The sequence below is a fragment of the Aeromonas dhakensis genome, from assembly GCF_002285935.1.
GTDB classification, from domain to species: domain Bacteria; phylum Pseudomonadota; class Gammaproteobacteria; order Enterobacterales; family Aeromonadaceae; genus Aeromonas; species Aeromonas dhakensis.
Window position 1 is genome coordinate 715,001 of the sequence record NZ_CP023141.1, and the last position, 18,001, is coordinate 733,001.

The window sequence follows — 18,001 nt, forward strand, 5'->3', positions numbered from 1 at the left end:
AATCACTCGGATTAGTGGGTGCCCACTGGATCATCTGCTCGAAGTCGTTGCGATAACCGGTCACACGCCACTCGACGCCGGCAGTCTGACCATCGAGCATCAGCTCGCGGCTCTTCGACTCTTCCGGCTTCAAGTCAGGGTTGCCTGAGCTCGGGTAGTAGAGGTCATTAAAAGAGGGGGCGCGGAAGCCAGTGCCGTAACGGGCACTGAGGCGATAATCCTCCACGAAGCGCCAACCAGCCCCGGTCTGCCAGGTGTTGTGACGACCAAACTGCTTGTTGTCGTCACTGCGACCGCTCAGCTCGGCCTGCCACGTCTGGTTGTCAAACTGGGCCAGAGCATAGAGCCCGGTGTTGTCGCGCTCGTCGGCATCGCTCGGGAAGGCGGTGCCGGAGGAACGGGAACTGGCATCCAGCATGTCACGCTGCCAGTCGGCGCCGCCACCCAGGGTCCAGTTCTCGTCCAGCTTGACGTTGTTGACCCAGTTCAGGGTGTACTGACGGGTATAGAGCCGGTCAGTGGCCTGATCGCGGCCGCTGCTGTCCGGGTAGTCGTAGGCATCCTGTTTGGAGAAGGCACCGCGCAGTTCGCTCAGGTAACGCTCGTCGTGATAACGGGACCCCAGCTGGTAGCTCTGATTCTCGGTCCAGGTTTCGTTGCGCTGATGGTAGGCCGGGCCCCAGGCAGAAGCGGCGGACGATCGGTCGTACTGGGCAATGTTGCGGAACCAGCGGGTCGTGCCGAACAGATCCCAGTTGCCGGTCAGCGCATGCTGATAGTCCAGCATGGCGTTATAGCCCCGGTGACCGTGCTTGTCGCCATCGTTCACCCCTGCGATGGGGTGGACGTTGTAGCCGGTCTCGTCATCGAAGCCCCCGGCAACCTTGAGCTGGCCAGCTTCACCGATCTGGCTGGCGCTGCTGAAGGCGGCCTGGCGCTGTTTGTGAGAGCCGGCACCGACATTGAATTTGTGCTTGTTGGTCGCGGGATCGGGACGGGTGATGATGTTGATCACCCCGCCGATGGCATCCGAACCATAGATAGTGGCACGCGCACCGCGGATATATTCGATACGCTCCACCTGGTTGAGCGGCAGGTTGTTGAGCTCCGTCATCCCGGCGGTCAGAGAGGCGCTACGCACCCCGTCCACCAGCACCAGGGTCTGGGAAGAAGTGCCGCCACGCACCCGCAGCGAGCTCAGCTGGCCACGGCCGCCATTGCTCACCACTTCCACGCCGGGCAGGGTCTTGACCACATCGGTCACGGTCTGGGCTTGCAGACGGTCGATCTCGTCACGGGTCACCACGTTGACGGGAGCCAGCACACTGGAGGCAGGTTGGGCGACACGGGTGGCGGTCACCACCATGGTGGGGTTGACGGGGATGGTCAGTGGCTGGGCAAAGGCCGCCGTTGGCAACAGGGCAGCCGCCAATAATTTCTTGGACATGAGAGATCCTTAAGTTCGCGTAAGCATCTACTTCGTGGCCGGTTTCTCTCGGCCCGAAATACGAACTTTGGCAGGTCTTCGGGCTGGGGGGCTGATGGCCTACGGCGACGGCTTCCCACCCGATGGCAGTGCCCTGATGTCGCTTCGTTCCCCCTTACCGCTGCGCGCCAGCTCCGGATTTTCACCGGATTCCCTATTAAGCATGATGCGCCAAAGCGCAGGGATTATAGGCAGAGCAGAGGCGGATGTATAGCCATCCAGATTTCTATTTCTTGCCACCCAATGCCGCCAATCTCTGCTTCGCCCCTGCCATCACCGCCTGCACACCGGGATGGGAGAGGTGGCGACCGGCCGACACCAGATAGTAGGAGAGCGTCACTTCGGTCAGGGTTGCAACCCGTTCGACACCATAAAGCCGCGCTATCTCCTCGGCCATGGCCAGCGGCGCCGGGAAGATCCCCATCCCCGCCTTGCCAAACGACTTCATCAGAGTCGAATCATCGAACTGGCCGACCAGATGGGGATGGATGCCCTGCTGACGATACCAAGCCAGCAGGCTGTCATGGGTTGCCGACTTCTCTCCGGGGATCAGCAGGGGCAAGCCTTCGAGGGAAGCAGGAAAACCCTGACGTGCCCGGGCAGCCAGCTCGGGGCTGGCAAACAGCGCCAGCGGGCTGCGTCCCAGCTCGTGGTTGTAGCCGCGCACCCCGCTGTCGGGGGGAAGCGGGCGATCGATCAGCACCATGTCCAGCTTGTGGCTGGCCAGCTCGCTGAACAGCTGTTCAGCCCGCTCTTCATGGCACACCAGGCGCAGCGGGGTGGCCAGCGCCATGGCGGGCGCCAGCAGCTCGAACGCCAGGGTGCGGGGCACGGAGTCGGCGATCCCCACCTGCATGGTCAGCTCCTGGCTGGCATGGCGCAGGGTATGCTCGAGATCGGCGCCGAGCGAGAAGATGGCGCCGGCCTGTTCGAGCGCCTGGCGACCGGCGGCGGTCAGGGCAAGCCGCCGCCCCACCCGGTTGAACAGCGCCACCCCGAGGGAGAGCTCAAGCTCGGCCACCTGACCACTGACGGTCTGCGGCGTGAGGTGCAACTGTTCGGCGGCCCGCGTCACACTACCGCTGCGCGCCACGTGCCAGAAGTAATAGAGCTGTTTATAGTTGAGCATCGGGCCCCTTATCAGTTTCTACCGAACAATCATCAATCAAAATCTGATTTTATCGAAACATCTTGCACTCTAGCATGCAACCACCCTGTGAATTGCCTCCTGCGAACTCCCATGCTGGATGTTGTTGTACTCTTTTTCCTGTTTGGCCTGCTGGCCGGTCTGGTGCGCTCCGAGCTCAAGCTGCCGCCCGCGCTCTACGATACTCTCTCCCTCTTTCTGCTGCTGGCCATCGGCCTCAAGGGCGGCGTCGGTCTGGCGCAGCAATCCCTGCAACCCTTATTACCGCAACTGGCGCTAGTGATCCTGCTCGGCATGCTGCAGACCCTGGCCGGGTTCGCCGTGCTGCGCCTCAAGATGAACCGGGTCGATGCCGCCGCCACCGCCGCCCACTACGGCTCGGTCAGCGTGGCGACCTTTGCGGTCGGGGTGAACTGGCTCACCGAGCGCGGCATCAACTTCGAATCCCAGCTCTCCATCTTCCTGGCGGTGATGGAGATCCCCGCCATCCTGGTTGGCATCGTACTGGCCCAGGGAGTGAGCCGGCAGACCCGCTGGCGCCGACTGGCCCATGAAACCTTCCTCGGCAAGGGGGTCACCCTGCTGCTGGGCGGCATGGCCATCGGTTATCTCGCCGGTCCCGACGGGATTGCCCCGCTCAAGCCCCTGTTCGTCGACCTGTTCAAGGGGGCGCTGGCGCTGTTCCTGCTGGAGATGGGCCTCATCGTCGCCCGCCAGTGCCAGGACCTGCGCCGTCACGGCCTGTTCCTCCTCGGCTTCGCCCTGCTGATGCCGCTCGCCTCGGCTGGCCTCGGCCTGGTGATCGGCCAGCTGATGGGGCTCTCCCTGGGTGGCCTGACCCTGCTGGCCACCCTGGCGGCCAGCGCCTCCTATATCGCCGTGCCGGCCACCATGCGCATCGCCGTGCCTCAGGCCAATCCGGGCCTGTCGCTCAGCGCCGTACTGGGGGTCACCTTCCCGTTCAACATCATGCTGGGGATCCCGCTCTACCACAGCTGGGCCCGCCACTTCACGGAGTAGCCACATGCAGACCGAGATCCGCACCCTGCTCACCGTCATCACGGAAGCGAACCTGGAACCCACCCTGCTGCGCACCCTCACCCGCGAGGGGCTGCGCGGCTACACCATCACGGATGCCAGAGGCCGCGGCGACCACGGTGAGCGCAACGCCAGCTGGAGCGAGAGCGGCAACATCCGGCTGGAAGCGATCTGCAGCCGCGAACAGGCGGAGCGCCTGCTCGCCCACCTGCAGAGTCGCTACTACCCCGACTATGCCATGGTCGCCTTTTTGCAACCGGTCGAAATCGTGCGACCCGAAAAATTCTGAGCCGGCTTGCCGGCTCTTTTTGCCACCCAGAGACAAACGTTTGACTGCAAGGAGTCATAGCCATGAACACCCCTCCCCTGATCGGCCTGGTAATGGGATCCGACTCCGACTGGCCCGTGATGCAGGCCGCCGCCCGCATCCTCAAGGAGCATGGCGTCCCTTACGAGGCGCGCGTGGTCTCGGCCCACCGCACCCCGGATCTGCTGTTTGAATATGCCGCCAGCGCCCGTGAGCGTGGCCTGCGCGCCATCATCGCCGGCGCCGGCGGCGCCGCCCACCTGCCGGGCATGGTGGCCGCCAAGACCACCATTCCGGTGCTGGGTGTGCCCATCCCGACCCGCCAGCTCAAGGGGATGGACTCCCTGCTCTCCATCGTGCAGATGCCCAAGGGGGTGCCGGTCGCCACCTTCGCCATCGGCGAGGCGGGCGCCGCCAACGCCGGCCTGTTTGCGGTCTCCCTGCTCTCCGTCGCCCAGGACGGCGATGCCCCTCGCTACCAGCAGCAGCTCGACGGTTTTCGCGCCAACGAACGCGACCGGGTGCTGGCCCTCACCCTGGAGGACCCGGCATGATACTGCCACCCGCCACCCTCGGTATGCTGGGGGGCGGCCAGCTCGGCCGCTACTTCGTGATGGCCGCCCACCGTCTCGGCTACAAGGTGGTGGTGCTGGATCCCGATCCCACCAGCATCGCCGGCGCCGCTGCCGATCACCATATCGTCGCCGCCTATGACGACCCGACGGCGCTGCACGATCTGGCCAGCCGCTGCGCCGCCGTCACCTGCGAGTTCGAGAACGTGCCGGCCACCGCCCTGGCCCTGCTGGAGCAGTACAAGCCGGTACGACCGGCCGCCGGTGCCGTGCGCATCTGTCAGGATCGCCGAGAAGAGAAGGCCTTCCTGAGCAGAGCCGGCATCCCGGTCGCCCCCAACCAGACCCTGCAGCCGGGTGAGCCGCTGCCCGAGCTGCCGGATCACCTCTTCCCCGCCATCCTCAAGACCGCCCGCGAGGGGTACGACGGCAAAGGCCAGTGGACCATTCAGGCCGCCGACCAACTGCCGCCAGCGCTAGCCGCCAGCGGCGTCCCCTGCGTGCTGGAGAAGCGCCTGCCGCTGGAAGGGGAATTTTCCCTGACCCTGGCCCGCAGCCCGAGCGGTGCCATCGGTGCCCTGCCGCTGGTGCAGAACTGGCACAGCGGCGGCATTCTGGACCAAACCCGCTCCCCGGCCAACGTACCGGCGCTGGAGGCCGACGCCAGACGCATCGCCGAACAGCTGATCGCCGCCCTCGACTACGTCGGCGTGCTGACGGTGGAGTTCTTCCTGGTGGCAGGCAAACTGCTGGTCAACGAGCTGGCGCCCCGCCCCCACAACTCGGGCCACCCCAGCCTCGACAACGCCGAGTGCAGCCAGTTCGAGCTGCAGGTGCGCGCCCTGTGCGATCTGCCGCTGCCCGCCCGGATCGCCGTGCGCCCGGCCATGCTGCTCAACCTGCTGGGGGATCTCTGGCAGGCCGGCACGCCAGACTGGGCCGCCCTGCTGGCACTGCCCGGCGTGCATCTGCACCTCTACGGCAAGGGAGAACCCCGCCCCGGCCGCAAGATGGGCCATGTCACCATCACCGCCGCCGACTGGCCAACGGTGGAAGAGACCTGCCAGCGGGTGCGCCAGCTGTTGGGGCTGCCGCCACGCTGAGCCCTGAGCCGCGCACAAAAAAAGACCCGGGCCTGGCCCGGGTCTTTTCATTGCTTGCTGCGGTAAGAAGGTGATCAGGCCCGTTCGACCGATACCGGCGCCGGCAGGCGGATGGTGAGGGAGAGCACCAGGGCCACCACCAGCAACACCAGGATCAGGTTGAAGGTCGCCATGAAGCCGCCAAACAGGGAGGCCACGATGGAGCCAATGATGCTGCCCAGACCAAAGCCCAGATAGATGACGCCGTAGTTCTTGGTCAGGTTGTTGAGACCGAAGAAGTCGCTCACCAGCGAGGGGTAGACGGTGATGGTGCCGCCGAAACTGAACGCCACGCAGGCCACCGCCACGAAGAAGAGGTTGGCGTTGAGCGGCACGAACAGCAGCAGCGCCATGCCCGCCAGGGTAATCAGCTGGGCGATGGTGATGACCCGAATGCGGGACATCTTGTCGGAGAGGATACCCAGCACCAGCCGGCCGCCCAGGTTGGCCATGGCGATGATGGCGACGGCGTTGGCGGCGACCACGGCCGGCAGGCCCACCATGTTCTCGCCGATGTCCTTGGCCACGCCGATGACGTAGAGACCGCTCATGCAGGCGGTGAGGAACATCAGCGCCAACATCCAGTACTGGGGCTTGCGCATCGCCTCGGCCAGGGTGAAGTCGCGGCTCTCGCTCTGCTGCACGGCAGCGGCCTGCTTGGGCGCATCCTTCATCAGCATGCCGCCCACCAGCACCATGGACATGGCGATCAGCCCCCACAGCTGGAAGGTGGTCTCCAGCCCGTTGCTGGAGAGCAGCAGCAGGTTGATGTACTTGAAGCCCAGGCTGCCGAGGCCATAGGCACCGATGGAGCAGGCGGAGATCAGTCCCTTGCGCTCCGGGAACCACTTCACGCAGTTGGAGAGGGTCATCAGGTAGCCGGTACCGTCGGCAAAACCGACCAGGATGCCGGCGCAGAGGTAGAGCATCGCCAGGTTGCTGGCGTGGGCGGTGAGGAAGAAGCCGATGCCGAGCAGCACGCCGGCACCCAGGGTGACGTTGCGCACCCCGAACCGCTCCTGCAGCTTGCCCGCCAGGGAGGAGGCCACCGCCAGCGAGAGGCTGAGCAGGCCGAAGGCGAAGGCGACCTGGCTGACCGGCTCGTCCAGCTTGTCGGAGAGCTGGGCGTTGAACAGGCTCCAGGTGTAAACGGATCCCAGCGCGAACTGGGTGATGATGGTCCCCAACAGGGTGAGGTAGCGGGTGCGATTCAGATCGATGGTCATGATGCGTCTCGGTCAATGGCCTTAAGGAAACTAGGGCCACTATAGGCAAGACGCCACTCCCGCCGACCGATTAAGGCATGAAATGCAGATCGGCGGGAATGAATGACAATCAGAGCCGCATCAGCTGACGGAACGCCCTGATGTTGCTGCGGCTGACCGGCACCTCGAACGGCAGGTCATGGAGCCGGATGAGATAGGTGCTGTTGAACCAGGGCACTATCTCGCGGATCTTGTTGATGTTGACGCAGTAGGAGCGGTGGCAGCGGAAGAACCCCTCCGCCGGCAACCGGCTGACAAACTCGCTGAGGGTCATGGTCATCACGTAACGGTCATCGCGGGTGTAGACATGAGTAAGCTTCTCGTCAGCTTCCGCGTAGTAGATCTGCTCGCAGGGGGTGACGATGATGCGCTCCCCCTTCACCAGGTTGACGGTGCGATTGTGTGGCGTGCCCGGCTCGCTCCCCTGCCCCGTCTGCGACTTGCCCGCCAGCTCCAGCTTTTGCAGCAGGCTGATGAGGCGCGGCTCGTTGTAGGGTTTGAGGATGTAGTCGAACGCCTCCAGCTCGAACGCCTCCACCGCAAACTCCTTGTAGGCGGTAACGAAGACGATGTGGGGCGGATGGCTCGACTTGTGCAGATTCTTGGCCAACAGCAGGCCGTCGATGGAGGGGATCTGGATATCCAGAAACACCACGTCCACCTCGTGATCCTGCAGGTATTTGAACGCCTCCAGCCCGTCCTCGAAGCTCGCCACTATCTCGATCTGGCTGTGCTGATTCACCAGATAGATGAGCTCCTCGCGGGCGAGGTATTCGTCTTCCACTATGATGGCTTTCAGCATGGCATCGACTCCTGATCCGGCAGATAGAAACTCACTTCGGTACCCGGCTCCAGCCGCTTGAGGTGCAGGCCGTCGCCATAGAGCAGCTTTACCCGCTGATGCACGTTCATCAGGCCGATGCTGCGGCTCTCCACCCGCCCGGCGGCGACCCCGTCGATCACGGCCTGGCTGATGCCGTAACCCGTATCCCGCACCGCCACCCGAATGCCGCCCGCCAGCTGTTTCACCTCGATGGTGACCCTGCCCGGCGCACTGCGGGGCTGGATGCCGTGCAGGATGGCGTTTTCCACCAGCGGCTGCAACAGCAGGCTCGGCACCTGAATGTGCACGTCATCCACCTCGAACACCACCTCCAGCTTGTCGCCGAAGCGGGCCTGCTCGATGGCCACGTAGTCGCGCACCTGCTGCAGCTCCTCCTGAATGTCGATGAGGGTGTCCCCCTTGTTGAGGTTGTAGCGCAGGTAGTCCGCAAGGTTCGCGATCAGCTGGCGCGCCTGCTGGGGGCGGATGCGGATCAGCGACGAGATGGCGTTGAGGGCGTTGAACAGGAAGTGCGGGTTGATCTTGCTCTGCAGCGCGGTGAACTCCGCCTTGCGGGTCATCTCTTTCAGTTGCTCGATGCGCGACACCTCCATCTGGGTGGAGATGAGCTGGGAGAGGCCCACCGCCATCTCCTTGAGGGAACTGGTGATGCTGTGGGTACGGCGGTAGTAGATCTTGAGGGTGCCGCTGACGGCGCCGTTCTCCCGCAGCGGAATAATGATGACCGAGTGGAAATCGGCCAGGTGGTACTGGCGCAGATCGTTGTTGATGATGATCTGGTCCAGCAGCACCGCCCGCTGGGTCATGGCACTGATGGCGTGGTGCTCGTCCAGCTCGTAGTAATCCTTGCCCACCCCCACATAGGCCAGCACGTCGCGGGTGTCGGTGATGGCCACCGCATCGGCGCTGATCTCGCTGCGAATGATGGCGCAGACCTGGCTCAGGGAGTGACGATCGATGTTCTGGAAAAACGGCAGCGTCTTGTTGGCGATGTCGAGCGCCAGCTTGGCCTGCTTGGCGGCAATCAGCTCCTTCTCGTCATCCAGATCCTGTACCAGCTTGATGATGAGACCGATGCAGAGCGCCCCGGCGATCATCGGATAGGCGATGTGGCTGACGATCTCGACCCCCACCGCATGGGGCTCGGTCAGCTGCCAGATGAGCAGCATGGTCAGCCCCTCGCAGGCCATCCCCGCCAGGATGCCGTACAGCCAGAGCCGCGACTTGCGGCAGCGCAGGTGCAGCCAGGTGGCGAGCAGGCCGGCGATGATGCTGGCGATGAGACACGGTATAGAGGTGTGGCCATCCAGGTCGATGAGGTAGCGGTGCAGGCCGGAGATGACCCCGGCCGGAATGCCGACCCAAGGGCCGAACAGGATACCGCCGGAGATGATGGCGATGATCCGCACGTTGATGAGGGCCCCCTCCACCGGAATGCCGGTATAGGTGCTGAACACCGCGAACAGGCAAAAGATGGCGGCCACCAGCACCAGTTCGGCCGGGGTGTGGTCCCGCTTCTGGAACAACCGCTGGAACGGCCGGGTACGGGTCAGAAAGAACAGGGTCATCAACATCAGCGCCGCCCGTTCGAACACCGCCAACAACATCATCTGATTTTCGAGCATGAGACCATCCGACCGATTGCAACCAGGGAACACAACTGAATTATCTCTCGCCATGACACGTGGAAGGCAAGCATGAGGGACTGATCCCCTCATGATAAAGCGCAGTAGTTTACCCCAGCCGACCGGATAGGGAAGGCCACGACTCCCCCGGACGGGTGTGACCCCTTGTCGGGGTCAGGATGACAACGTAGCCAGCCGGGCGGCGAAGCCCATGAAGAAGAGGCCGATGAGGCCGTTGCCGAGTCTGGCGAGGCGTACCTTGCGCGCAAAGAAGCGCGCCATCAGGGTGCCGCCGAAGATCAGCAGGGTCAGATAGACGAAGCTCATGGCCTCCAGCATGCTCGCCAGCACTAGGTAGGAGAGCCAGGTGTGGGCATAGTTGAAGTCGACGAACTGCACGAAGAAGGAGACGTAGAACAGGATCGCCTTGGGGTTGGTGAGACTTAAAGTAAGCGCCTTGGAGAAGTAGCGCTCGCCGTGCTCGACCACGGACGCCTGCCCTTCCCGCCTGGCGATAAAGTTGGCGTGCAGGATCTTCACCCCTAGGTAGAGCAGATAGAGGGCGCCGAGATAGCGCACCAGGGTGAACAGCAAGGGGGTGGTGCGAATGAGGGAGGCGATGCCCAGATAGGCGCAGAAGATCAGGATGGCGTCGCCGACGAAGACCCCGAGGGCCGCCTGGTAGCCCGGGCCGACGCCGCGGCTCGCCCCGGTGCGCAGCACATAAATCGAGTTGGGCCCCGGCGCTATGATGATGAAGAAGAGCCCGACCAGATAGGTCCAGACATTGATGACACCCAGGCTCTCAAACATGGCGCGCCCCTCTGGACTTGGAAAAGAGCCCGCTCAGGCAGGTCCAGACGTTGATGACTCCCAGGCTCTCAAACATGATCCCTCCATGGCGGGTGGCGACCCACATAATGCGACGACGAGGTTTCTATACTAATCCTCCGCCCGCCGAGCACAAGCACAAGCACAAGCACCGAGCAATGATCCGTCATATCTGGACTGCACATCCCCGCACTCATCACTTTGTGGTGTCCAGACGCGTCGGGATCAGGCATGTTAAGCCATATCCAGATTCACAGAACCCGCCCTCATGGAAAAGAGCCTCAGTACCGATCAACCACTCGCCGCCGCTGCCGCGCACGATGCCTTGAATCGCACCAGCTATCCGGTGATCGCCGCCATCAGCTTCTCGCATCTTTTGAACGACATGATGCAGTCGGTGCTGCTGGCCATCTATCCGCTGCTCAAGCTCGGCCTCAACCTGTCGTTCGCCCAGATCGGCCTCATCACCCTCACCTACCAGTTCACGGGTTCGCTGTTGCAGCCGCTGATCGGCCTCTACACCGACCGTCGGCCCATGCCCTATTCATTGCCGTTCGGCATGGGCTTTACGATGATCGGGTTGCTGTCGTTGTCGCAGGCGGCCAGTTTCGGTGCCGTGCTGCTGTCGGCCATGCTGATCGGCATCGGCTCGTCGGTGTTCCACCCGGAATCGTCCCGAGTCGCCCGTATGGCGGCCGGCAGTCAGCCCGGGCTGGCCCAGTCGCTGTTCCAGATCGGCGGCAACCTGGGGTCGGCCATAGGCCCGCTGCTCGCCGCGCTGATCATAGTGCCACGGGGCCAGAGCAGCGCGGCCTGGTTCTCGCTGTTCGCCCTGGTCGGCGTCATCGTGCTCAGCCTGGTCGGGCGCTGGTCCAGCCACCACGCCGCCAACTTCCACAAACGGATGAAGGCGCACCTTGGTCACGGTCTGAGTCGCCGTCAGATCGGTTGGTCGCTGGCCATCCTCGGCCTGCTGATGTTCTCCAAATTCTTCTACATGGCCAGCCTCAGCAGCTATTACACCTTCTACCTGATGGACAAGTTCAGCCTGTCGCTGGACAGCGCCCAGCTCTATCTGTTCGCCTTCCTGTTTGCCGTCGCGGCGGGTACCGTGCTCGGCGGGCCAATCGGCGATCGCATCGGTCGCAAGCGGGTGATCTGGATCTCCATCCTCGGCGTCGCCCCCTTCACCCTGCTGCTGCCCCATGTCGACCTGTTCTGGACCTCGGTGCTCTCGGTCATCATCGGCCTGATCCTGGCCTCGGCCTTCTCCGCCATCCTGGTCTACGCTCAGGAGCTGGTTCCCGGCAAGATCGGCACCATCTCAGGCCTCTTCTTCGGTATCGCCTTCGGCATGGGGGGCATAGGGGCGACTCTGCTCGGCCAGTTGGCGGATGCCACCAGCATCGAAACCGTGTACCGGGTCTGCGCCTACCTGCCGCTCATCGGCCTGCTGACCGTGTTCTTGCCAACCCTTAGAAAGGGATAGCGGGCCACCCCGCGAGGAATGCAACCCATAAAAAACGCGGCCTGAGAGGCCGCGTTTGACGTGGATGAGAGCAAGGGGTGGTCAGCAGTACTGCCCGGCTACCCAGCCGCCGGGGCTACAGCCCCACTGGAAGTTGCCATCGCAAAGGCCGCTATCGCGCTCATCGACGATACAGAAGCAGCCTCTATCAGCAGTACTGGCCGGCTACCCAACCGGAGGACCAGGCCCACTGGAAGTTGTAGCCACCGAGCCAGCCGGTCACGTCCACCACCTCGCCGATGAAGTAGAGGCCGGCCACCTTGCGCGCCTCCATGGTCTTGGAGGAGAGTTCGTTGGTATCAACCCCCCCCAGGGTCACCTCGGCGGTGCGATAGCCCTCGGTGCCGTTGGGCAGGATCTGCCAATCCCCCAGCAGGGTGGCCACCGCCTCCAGCTCCCGCTCGTTGTACTGGCGCATCGGCTTGCTGACCAGCTGGCCCAACTCCACCAGCTTGTCGACGAAGCGCTTGGGCAGCTCGCGCCCCAGCACGGTTTTCAGCTCCTGCGCCGGATGGGCCTGGGCCCACTCCCTGAGGGTGGCGGCGATGTCGAGCTCCGGCAGCAGGTTGATGTGGATCTTCTCCCCCGCCAGCCAGAAGGAGGAGATCTGCAGGATGGCCGGGCCGGAGAGGCCGCGATGGGTGAACAACATGGCCTCCTTGAAACAGGTGCCATCCTCGGCGGTCACCGCCACCGGCAGGCTGACCCCGGCCAGATCGGCGAAGGCCTCTTTATCTGCCTGATGCAGGGTGAAGGGCACCAGCCCGGCACGGGTCGGCAGCACCTTGAGGCCGAACTGCTCCGCCAGCTTGAAGCCGTAGGGGGTGGCACCGAGCTTCGGCATGGAGAGGCCGCCGGTGGCCACCACCAGCGAGTGGCAGGTTATCTCACCCTGACTGGTGGTCAGCACGAAAACCTCGTCGTTCTTGCTGACGGTGAGGATCTCGGTCTGGAACTGCAGGGCCACGCCGGCCCAGTCGCACTCGGTCAGCAGGATGTCGACGATCTCCTTGGCGCTCTCGTCACAAAAGAGCTGGCCCAGGGTCTTCTCGTGATAGTTCAGGCCGTGCCGGTCCACCAGCTCGATGAAATCCTGCTGGGTGTAGCGCGCCAGCGCCGACTTGCAGAAGTGGGGGTTGGCCGAGAGAAAGGCGTGGGGGCCGGCCTGATGGTTGGTGAAGTTGCAGCGGCCGCCGCCACTGATGAGGATCTTGCGGCCCGGCTTCTTGGCATTGTCGAGCACCAGCACGGAGCGGCCCCGATAACCGGCCTGGGCCGCACACATCAAACCGGCCGCCCCGGCGCCGATCACCACCACATCAAACTGCTTCATCATCACTCACTCATCCAAAGAAAAACGGCCCCTGTTCAAACGAGAGACCGTCATTGTACCCGGCAGACACCAGCCCAGCGGTTGCAGGAGATTTGCAACAGAAAACGGCCCCAGTTAAGAGGGGCCGTCATTGTACTGGCTGAACACTAAGTGTCCACGACTATCAGGCGTTGCCATCCATGATGCTGGCAGGGGCGCCCTTGGCCAGCTCAGCCAGCTCCTTGTCGATGAAGTAGAGGCCCTTGCCGTCTTCACCCACCAGCGACAGACGGTCGACGATGCTCTTGAACAGCTTCTCCTCTTCGTGCTGCTCGGCCACGTACCACTGCAGGAAGTTGAAGGTGGAGTAGTCCTGGGTGGTGAACGCCACGTGAGCCAGGCCGTTGATGCACTTGGTGATGTGGTATTCGTGCTCGAGGGTGGTGCGGAAGATGTCGCCCAGCGACTTGAACTCGTGGGGAGGGGCATCGATGGCACCCAGCAGTGGCATGGCACCGGTCTCGCTCACGTAGGTGAACAGGCGCTCCATATGCTGACGCTCCTCGACGGCGTGCTGGCGCAGGAAGGTGGCCGCCCCCTCGAAGCCCTTGTCCTCGCACCAGGCGCTCATCTGCAGGTAGAGGTTGGAGGAATAGAATTCAAGATTAATCTGCTCGTTCAACTTCTCGATCATGGCTTTGGCCAACATGATGATTCTCCACTGTGATTTGGTCACGATTGTCGCCACAGTTGCTGCCCGACGCAACCAGATAGCGCAGCCGAAGATCCCAGTTGTGACAGCTTTTCGCCTCATCCTATCCCCCATACGGTTATAGAGAAGCAAAGAAACATGGTGTAAGCGGATTCAGCCATTATGATGGCGCCAGTGGTCGGGGAAAGGATTCAATGAGATTCATAATGGCACTGGCACTGCTCTGGATGACCCAGTTGCAGGCAGCTCCCTCCTTGCTGAAAGAGGCTGAATTGCAGGCGGCGCGCGATCCCGTCGGCTATCTGCAGCGCCTCGACGCCAGTCCCCAGCAGGACATGGAACTGTTCTACGCCAGGTCCCTGGCCCAGGCCGCGCTGGGGCGCTATCCACAAGCCCTGCTCGACAACGCCCGGGCCCGCGGGCTGGCCAGCGCCCAGCAGGAGACCCTGCGCCTGCTCGACTTTCGCTTGCAGCAGATCGCCCTCACCCTGGACACCGAGGCGCCGGATCAGGCGCTCACCCTGCTGGAGCAGCTCAGACCCGCCGTCGCTGGCCATCCGCAACAGACCTCGGAGTGGCACGCCCTGAACGGGCTCGCCCTCTACCGCACCCAGCAACTGAGCCCGGCCATCGCCGAACTCAAGACCGCCTTTCGCCTCAAACAATCGGTACCGGACTCCCCCATCGCCAGCTTGCAGTGTGCCCGCCTGCTGATGACCCTCGGCAACCTCTATGCCGATCTGAACCTGGCGCGGGAAGCCGAAGGCTACTATCTGGAGGCGCTGCAACGCATGGTGCAGCTGGGCGAGCCCAACAGCCAGATCATCATTCGCGCCAACATGGCGCGGCTCTACATCGATACCGATCGACCCACCCAGGCCAGGCGGCTGCTGGACAACCTGCTCAGCAACCCGGATCTGGCGCCGGATTACCGAGCCATCATCCTCGGCTATCAGGCCATGGCGCTCAACGCCCAGCACGACTGGGCCGGCGCCCTGCGCACCCTGGACGAGGCACAGGCGTTGTATCGGCAGCTGGGCTACCCGGAAGCCGGCACGCGCCTGCAGGAGACCCGGGCCCGGGCGCTGCAGGGTAGCGGCGAGAAACAGCTGGCGCTGCAGGTGCTGACCAGCCAGGGGAGCACGGGAGCCGCCAGCAAGGCGCTGCAGGCCAGCCTGCTGGCGGATCAGGGGCGCTACCCGGAGGCCTACCAGGCACTCAGCGAATACGTGAGCGACTACAAGCAGCACTTCAACCAGACCCTGAGCCAGCATGCCGCCGCCTTCCAGGCCGAGATGGATCTGGCCCGCAGCGAGGCCAGCAACCGGGTGCTGCAGCAGGAGAACGAGAACAAGCGCCAGCAGCTGCTGCATCAGCAGAGTGCCCGCCACTACCAGCTGATGCTGGTCGGCCTGCTGGCCGGGGCCCTGCTGCTGCTCGGGCTCACCACCCATCGACTGCACCGCAGCTCACGCCACCTCTACAAGCTGGCCACCTTCGATCAGCTGACCGAGTTGCCCAATCGCCGTGCCCTGCTGGAGCGGCTGGCCAGCCGCTGGCAGCAGGAGGGGCCGCTCACCCTGATCATCATCGACATCGATCACTTCAAGCAGATCAACGACCGTCACGGCCATCAGGCGGGAGACAGGGCCATTCAGCGGTTGGCGCGGGAGCTGAGATCCTGGGCGCCCGACCTGCAGCTGGTCGGGCGCTGGGGTGGCGAGGAGTTTCTGGTAGCGGTGCCGCTGCCGGCGGCGGATTGCTGGTATCTGGCAGAGCAACTGCGCCAGCGCATCGGCCAGATCGAACAGCCGCGCATGACCATCAGCATCGGGGTGGCCGGCCGCTCGGCCGCCGATGACGGGCTGGGCCAGCTCATCCACCGGGCCGACATGGCCATGTATCAGGCCAAGCGCCAGGGCCGTAATCAGACCATACTGGCCACGGAGCCTGGCAGCCCCGAAGAACCGGAGGCACTGGCCAGCAGCGTGGCCTGAGCCACAGCCTCCCCTGACTCAGGGCAGCAGTTCGGTGAGGGAGGCGACATCCACGGGCTCGCCATAGTCCACCCCCGCCAGCTCGAAGCCGTTGAGCTGCATAAAGTCCTGCCGCAGCCCGGCAAAATCCCCCAGTGCGTGGAAGTTGTCCGGCGTCACCTTGGACCAGAGCGCCGAGACGGCGGCCTGTACGGCCGGGTCGAGCTCGTGGTCATCCATCCGGATCAGCCGGTTGCCGTCAGCCACCACCCCTTGCGGGCCGTACATCTTGCCGGCGAACAGCCGCTGCATCTGCTCGATGCAGCCCTCGTGCACCCCGCGCTCCTTCATCACCCCCATCAGCAGGCCCAGATAGACAGGCAACACCGGAATATAGGCGCTCGCCTTGGTCACCAGCGCCTTGCAGACCGACACCCAGGCGTGGCCGCCGATCTCCGCCAGCTGCAGGTTGATGGTCTCGGCGGTGGCGTGCAGGTGCTCCTTGGCGTAACCGATGGTGCCGTCCCGATAGAGGGGATAGGTCGATTCGGGGCCGATATAGGAGTAGGCCACCGTCTGGGCGCCGGGCGCCAGGCAATCCGCCTGCTGCAGCGCCTGCAGCCAGAGCTGCCAATCCTCGCCCCCCATCACGCTGACGGTGTCGCGGATCTCCTCCGGGGTGGCCGGATCCAGCGACTGCTGCACCAGGGTGTCGTGTTCCAGATCCAGCCCCCAGCCGCTGAATGGCTGGCCGGTGGTCTTGAGCACGGAGCGCACCTGAGTACCGTCCGGCAGTACCCGGATGCCGCTCGCCAGCGAGTAGATCACCAGATCCACCTGCCCGAGCTGCTGGCGGATGACGTCGATGGCCTGCTGACGCATCTGGTCTGAGAAAGCGTCGCCGATCAGGTTGATGGCCACGCGGCCAGCCTGTTCCGCCTCCGTGCGAAACCAGATGTTGTTGTACCAGCCGGCGCTGCCCAGCCCCTTGTCGGAGGGGCCGCGCTCGAACGACACGCCAATGGTGTCGGCGCCGGCCCCGAAGGCCAGGGCGATGCGCGACGCCAGCCCGAAGCCGGACGAAGCGCCCAGCACCAGCACCCGTTTCGGCCCGTTGAACGGGCCCGCCGCCCGGATCCGCGCGATCTGCTGCAGCACGGCGGCGCGGCAGCCGATGGGGTGACAGTTGCGGGCGACACAGCCCTGGATTTGTGGATGAATGATCATCAAGGAGTCTCCGGGAAAGGGACACGACAGCAGGAACGGCCGTGGAACGCAGCGGCGCGCCACGGTTTGCCAAGGGAACTGGCTACAGCATAACCAAGCGGGGCGGGATTACCTTGATGTCGGGTGGAATATCGGCGGGAAGAGGGCAGAAAAACAAAAGGGAGCGCGAGGCTCCCCAAAGCGGTATTCAGATGCTTTTTGTTGTTTTGTGTTCATTGCGAAACACGGGCACATCCTATGCCTGTCACCGGCTACGGGCAAGCCGGCGGGTGTGACCTGCTTCAAACTCCTGTTCGATTTATCGCCAGTTTATTGCCCATCATCGACAGCGAGCTCCATAGGAAACTCTTTTAAATCCCAAAACTGTGCCGGGGACACCATTTTAGTTTCAGCAGACATTGGTATAGTGGACTCAGGATCAGTGAGGAGAACTCCCATGAATGGAACCTATTACAAACACATACTGGCCGCGATCGACCTGTCGGAAGACAACCGCAAGGTGATCGAGAAGGCGGTCGACCGGGCCCGCTCCAACGGCGCCAAGCTGTCGGTGATCCATGTCGATGTGGACCTCAAGGATCTCTACACCGAGATGATCGATATCGACATCGACAACGTGCAGGACCAGGTGATCGCCGAGGCGAAAGAGAAGCTGGAAGCCTTCTTGGCGTCGGTGGACTACCCCATCGAGAAGAAGCTGGTGATCTGCGGCGATTTGAGCGAGCGGGTCAACCAGGCGGTCAGGGATTATCAGATCGACCTGCTGGTGTGCGGCCACCGCCAGAGCTTCTGGAGCCTGCTCACTTCGAGTGCGCGCCAGCTGATGAATACAGTGCCCTGCGATCTGCTGGTCGTCCCCTTGCAGAAGTAACCGAACAGGCGTAGTTTGATTTGCCATGAATATGACCTCGTTCAATCACAACTACTGGTGGTGCTGCTCTTAAACAGGCGGCACTGCTTTTCTATGTAAAATTTCCAAAAGAAAACAC

The 18,001-nt window shown here is 63.4% G+C and carries 16 protein-coding genes and 1 riboswitch (1 of these 17 only partly in view); of the genes, 7 read left to right on the top strand and 9 right to left on the bottom strand.

Annotation, left to right across the window (positions count from 1 at the left end):
* Together CK627_RS03575 and CK627_RS03580 are read right to left on the bottom strand one after the other, a co-directional pair.
* Nucleotides 1-1,447 carry the 5' portion of a TonB-dependent receptor domain-containing protein gene (locus CK627_RS03575; protein ID WP_043171157.1) on the bottom strand. It extends 431 nt beyond the left edge of the window, so 1,447 of the gene's 1,878 nt are visible here — the first part of the coding sequence; it begins with the start codon at nt 1,445-1,447; its stop codon lies beyond the left edge, outside the window.
* Nucleotides 1,448-1,499: 52 nt separating this feature from the next.
* A riboswitch (cobalamin riboswitch) is annotated at nt 1,500-1,677 on the bottom strand.
* 35 nt (nt 1,678-1,712) lie between these two features.
* The gene (locus tag CK627_RS03580; RefSeq protein WP_095591704.1) at nt 1,713-2,615 is read right to left on the bottom strand and encodes a LysR family transcriptional regulator; all 903 of its coding nucleotides are present in this window, start codon (nt 2,613-2,615) and stop codon (nt 1,713-1,715) included.
* A 111-nt stretch (nt 2,616-2,726) separates the two neighbouring features.
* Here CK627_RS03580 and CK627_RS03585 point away from each other — a divergent pair, with 111 nt between their 5' ends.
* The 4 genes from CK627_RS03585 to CK627_RS03600 all read left to right on the top strand — a co-directional run bounded on the left by CK627_RS03585 (nt 2,727) and on the right by CK627_RS03600 (nt 5,653).
* Nucleotides 2,727-3,653 (top strand): sodium-dependent bicarbonate transport family permease, encoded by a 927-nt coding sequence (locus tag CK627_RS03585; RefSeq protein ID WP_026139291.1) that lies wholly within the window; start codon nt 2,727-2,729, stop codon nt 3,651-3,653.
* 4 nt (nt 3,654-3,657) lie between these two features.
* Complete coding sequence (locus CK627_RS03590) at nt 3,658-3,960, top strand: P-II family nitrogen regulator (protein ID WP_005306985.1); 303 nt, start codon at nt 3,658-3,660, stop codon at nt 3,958-3,960.
* A 62-nt stretch (nt 3,961-4,022) separates the two neighbouring features.
* The gene (gene purE, locus CK627_RS03595) at nt 4,023-4,532 is read left to right on the top strand and encodes a 5-(carboxyamino)imidazole ribonucleotide mutase (protein ID WP_011704108.1); all 510 of its coding nucleotides are present in this window, start codon (nt 4,023-4,025) and stop codon (nt 4,530-4,532) included.
* The gene (locus CK627_RS03600; protein WP_095591706.1) at nt 4,529-5,653 is read left to right on the top strand and encodes a 5-(carboxyamino)imidazole ribonucleotide synthase; all 1,125 of its coding nucleotides are present in this window, start codon (nt 4,529-4,531) and stop codon (nt 5,651-5,653) included. Before purE ends, CK627_RS03600 begins: the two co-directional genes overlap by 4 nt.
* 74 nt (nt 5,654-5,727) lie before the next feature.
* On the opposite strand, the gene CK627_RS03605 is transcribed toward CK627_RS03600, so the two are convergent.
* The 4 genes from CK627_RS03605 to leuE form a co-directional block, all read right to left on the bottom strand.
* On the bottom strand, nt 5,728-6,918 hold the full coding sequence (locus CK627_RS03605) for an L-lactate MFS transporter (RefSeq protein ID WP_005306992.1): 1,191 nt from the start codon (nt 6,916-6,918) through the stop codon (nt 5,728-5,730).
* A 109-nt stretch (nt 6,919-7,027) separates the two neighbouring features.
* Entirely contained in the window at nt 7,028-7,759 is a 732-nt protein-coding gene (locus tag CK627_RS03610) for a LytR/AlgR family response regulator transcription factor (protein WP_095591707.1), read from the bottom strand.
* Nucleotides 7,753-9,426: a sensor histidine kinase gene (locus CK627_RS03615; protein WP_167385260.1), complete on the bottom strand. Its 1,674-nt coding sequence runs from the start codon at nt 9,424-9,426 to the stop codon at nt 7,753-7,755. Before CK627_RS03615 ends, CK627_RS03610 begins: the two co-directional genes overlap by 7 nt.
* Before the next feature lie 174 nt (nt 9,427-9,600).
* The gene (gene leuE / locus CK627_RS03620; RefSeq protein WP_005307001.1) at nt 9,601-10,239 is read right to left on the bottom strand and encodes a leucine efflux protein LeuE; all 639 of its coding nucleotides are present in this window, start codon (nt 10,237-10,239) and stop codon (nt 9,601-9,603) included.
* 286 nt (nt 10,240-10,525) lie between these two features.
* On the opposite strand from leuE, the gene CK627_RS03625 reads away from it, so the two are divergent.
* Nucleotides 10,526-11,746, top strand: coding sequence for an MFS transporter (locus CK627_RS03625; RefSeq protein WP_095591708.1), 1,221 nt, complete (start codon nt 10,526-10,528; stop codon nt 11,744-11,746).
* 187 nt (nt 11,747-11,933) lie between these two features.
* On the opposite strand, the gene CK627_RS03630 is transcribed toward CK627_RS03625, so the two are convergent.
* Both CK627_RS03630 and ftnA read right to left on the bottom strand, forming a co-directional pair.
* Nucleotides 11,934-13,118, bottom strand: a complete 1,185-nt coding sequence (locus CK627_RS03630) for a BaiN/RdsA family NAD(P)/FAD-dependent oxidoreductase (protein ID WP_025202473.1) — start codon at nt 13,116-13,118, stop codon at nt 11,934-11,936.
* Nucleotides 13,119-13,281: 163 nt separating this feature from the next.
* Nucleotides 13,282-13,806, bottom strand: coding sequence for a non-heme ferritin (ftnA, locus tag CK627_RS03635; RefSeq protein ID WP_005307011.1), 525 nt, complete (start codon nt 13,804-13,806; stop codon nt 13,282-13,284).
* Between the two features lie 209 nt (nt 13,807-14,015).
* Here ftnA and CK627_RS03640 point away from each other — a divergent pair, with 209 nt between their 5' ends.
* On the top strand, nt 14,016-15,806 hold the full coding sequence (locus tag CK627_RS03640; RefSeq protein WP_095591709.1) for a GGDEF domain-containing protein: 1,791 nt from the start codon (nt 14,016-14,018) through the stop codon (nt 15,804-15,806).
* Nucleotides 15,807-15,824: 18 nt separating this feature from the next.
* Here CK627_RS03640 and fabV read toward each other — a convergent pair whose 3' ends face one another.
* Entirely contained in the window at nt 15,825-17,012 is a 1,188-nt protein-coding gene (gene fabV, locus CK627_RS03645; RefSeq protein ID WP_095591710.1) for an enoyl-ACP reductase FabV, read from the bottom strand.
* Nucleotides 17,013-17,448: 436 nt separating this feature from the next.
* On the opposite strand from fabV, the gene CK627_RS03650 reads away from it, so the two are divergent.
* A complete protein-coding gene (locus tag CK627_RS03650; protein WP_010635648.1) occupies nt 17,449-17,883 on the top strand; it encodes a universal stress protein in 435 nt (144 codons plus the stop codon).
* Nucleotides 17,884-18,001: the final 118 nt, after the last annotated feature.

Coding starts and splice junctions, on each gene's coding strand:
- CK627_RS03590 (WP_005306985.1), top strand. CDS start 3,658: ATGCAGACCGAGATCCGCACCCTGCTCACCGTCATCACGGAAGCGAAC.
- CK627_RS03580 (WP_095591704.1), bottom strand. CDS start 2,615: ATGCTCAACTATAAACAGCTCTATTACTTCTGGCACGTGGCGCGCAGC.
- CK627_RS03585 (WP_026139291.1), top strand. CDS start 2,727: ATGCTGGATGTTGTTGTACTCTTTTTCCTGTTTGGCCTGCTGGCCGGT.
- purE (WP_011704108.1), top strand. CDS start 4,023: ATGAACACCCCTCCCCTGATCGGCCTGGTAATGGGATCCGACTCCGAC.
- fabV (WP_095591710.1), bottom strand. CDS start 17,012: ATGATCATTCATCCACAAATCCAGGGCTGTGTCGCCCGCAACTGTCAC.
- ftnA (WP_005307011.1), bottom strand. CDS start 13,806: ATGTTGGCCAAAGCCATGATCGAGAAGTTGAACGAGCAGATTAATCTT.
- CK627_RS03650 (WP_010635648.1), top strand. CDS start 17,449: ATGAATGGAACCTATTACAAACACATACTGGCCGCGATCGACCTGTCG.
- CK627_RS03640 (WP_095591709.1), top strand. CDS start 14,016: ATGGCACTGGCACTGCTCTGGATGACCCAGTTGCAGGCAGCTCCCTCC.
- CK627_RS03600 (WP_095591706.1), top strand. CDS start 4,529: ATGATACTGCCACCCGCCACCCTCGGTATGCTGGGGGGCGGCCAGCTC.
- CK627_RS03625 (WP_095591708.1), top strand. CDS start 10,526: ATGGAAAAGAGCCTCAGTACCGATCAACCACTCGCCGCCGCTGCCGCG.
- leuE (WP_005307001.1), bottom strand. CDS start 10,239: ATGTTTGAGAGCCTGGGTGTCATCAATGTCTGGACCTATCTGGTCGGG.
- CK627_RS03615 (WP_167385260.1), bottom strand. CDS start 9,426: ATGCTCGAAAATCAGATGATGTTGTTGGCGGTGTTCGAACGGGCGGCG.
- CK627_RS03630 (WP_025202473.1), bottom strand. CDS start 13,118: ATGAAGCAGTTTGATGTGGTGGTGATCGGCGCCGGGGCGGCCGGTTTG.
- CK627_RS03605 (WP_005306992.1), bottom strand. CDS start 6,918: ATGACCATCGATCTGAATCGCACCCGCTACCTCACCCTGTTGGGGACC.
- CK627_RS03610 (WP_095591707.1), bottom strand. CDS start 7,759: ATGCTGAAAGCCATCATAGTGGAAGACGAATACCTCGCCCGCGAGGAG.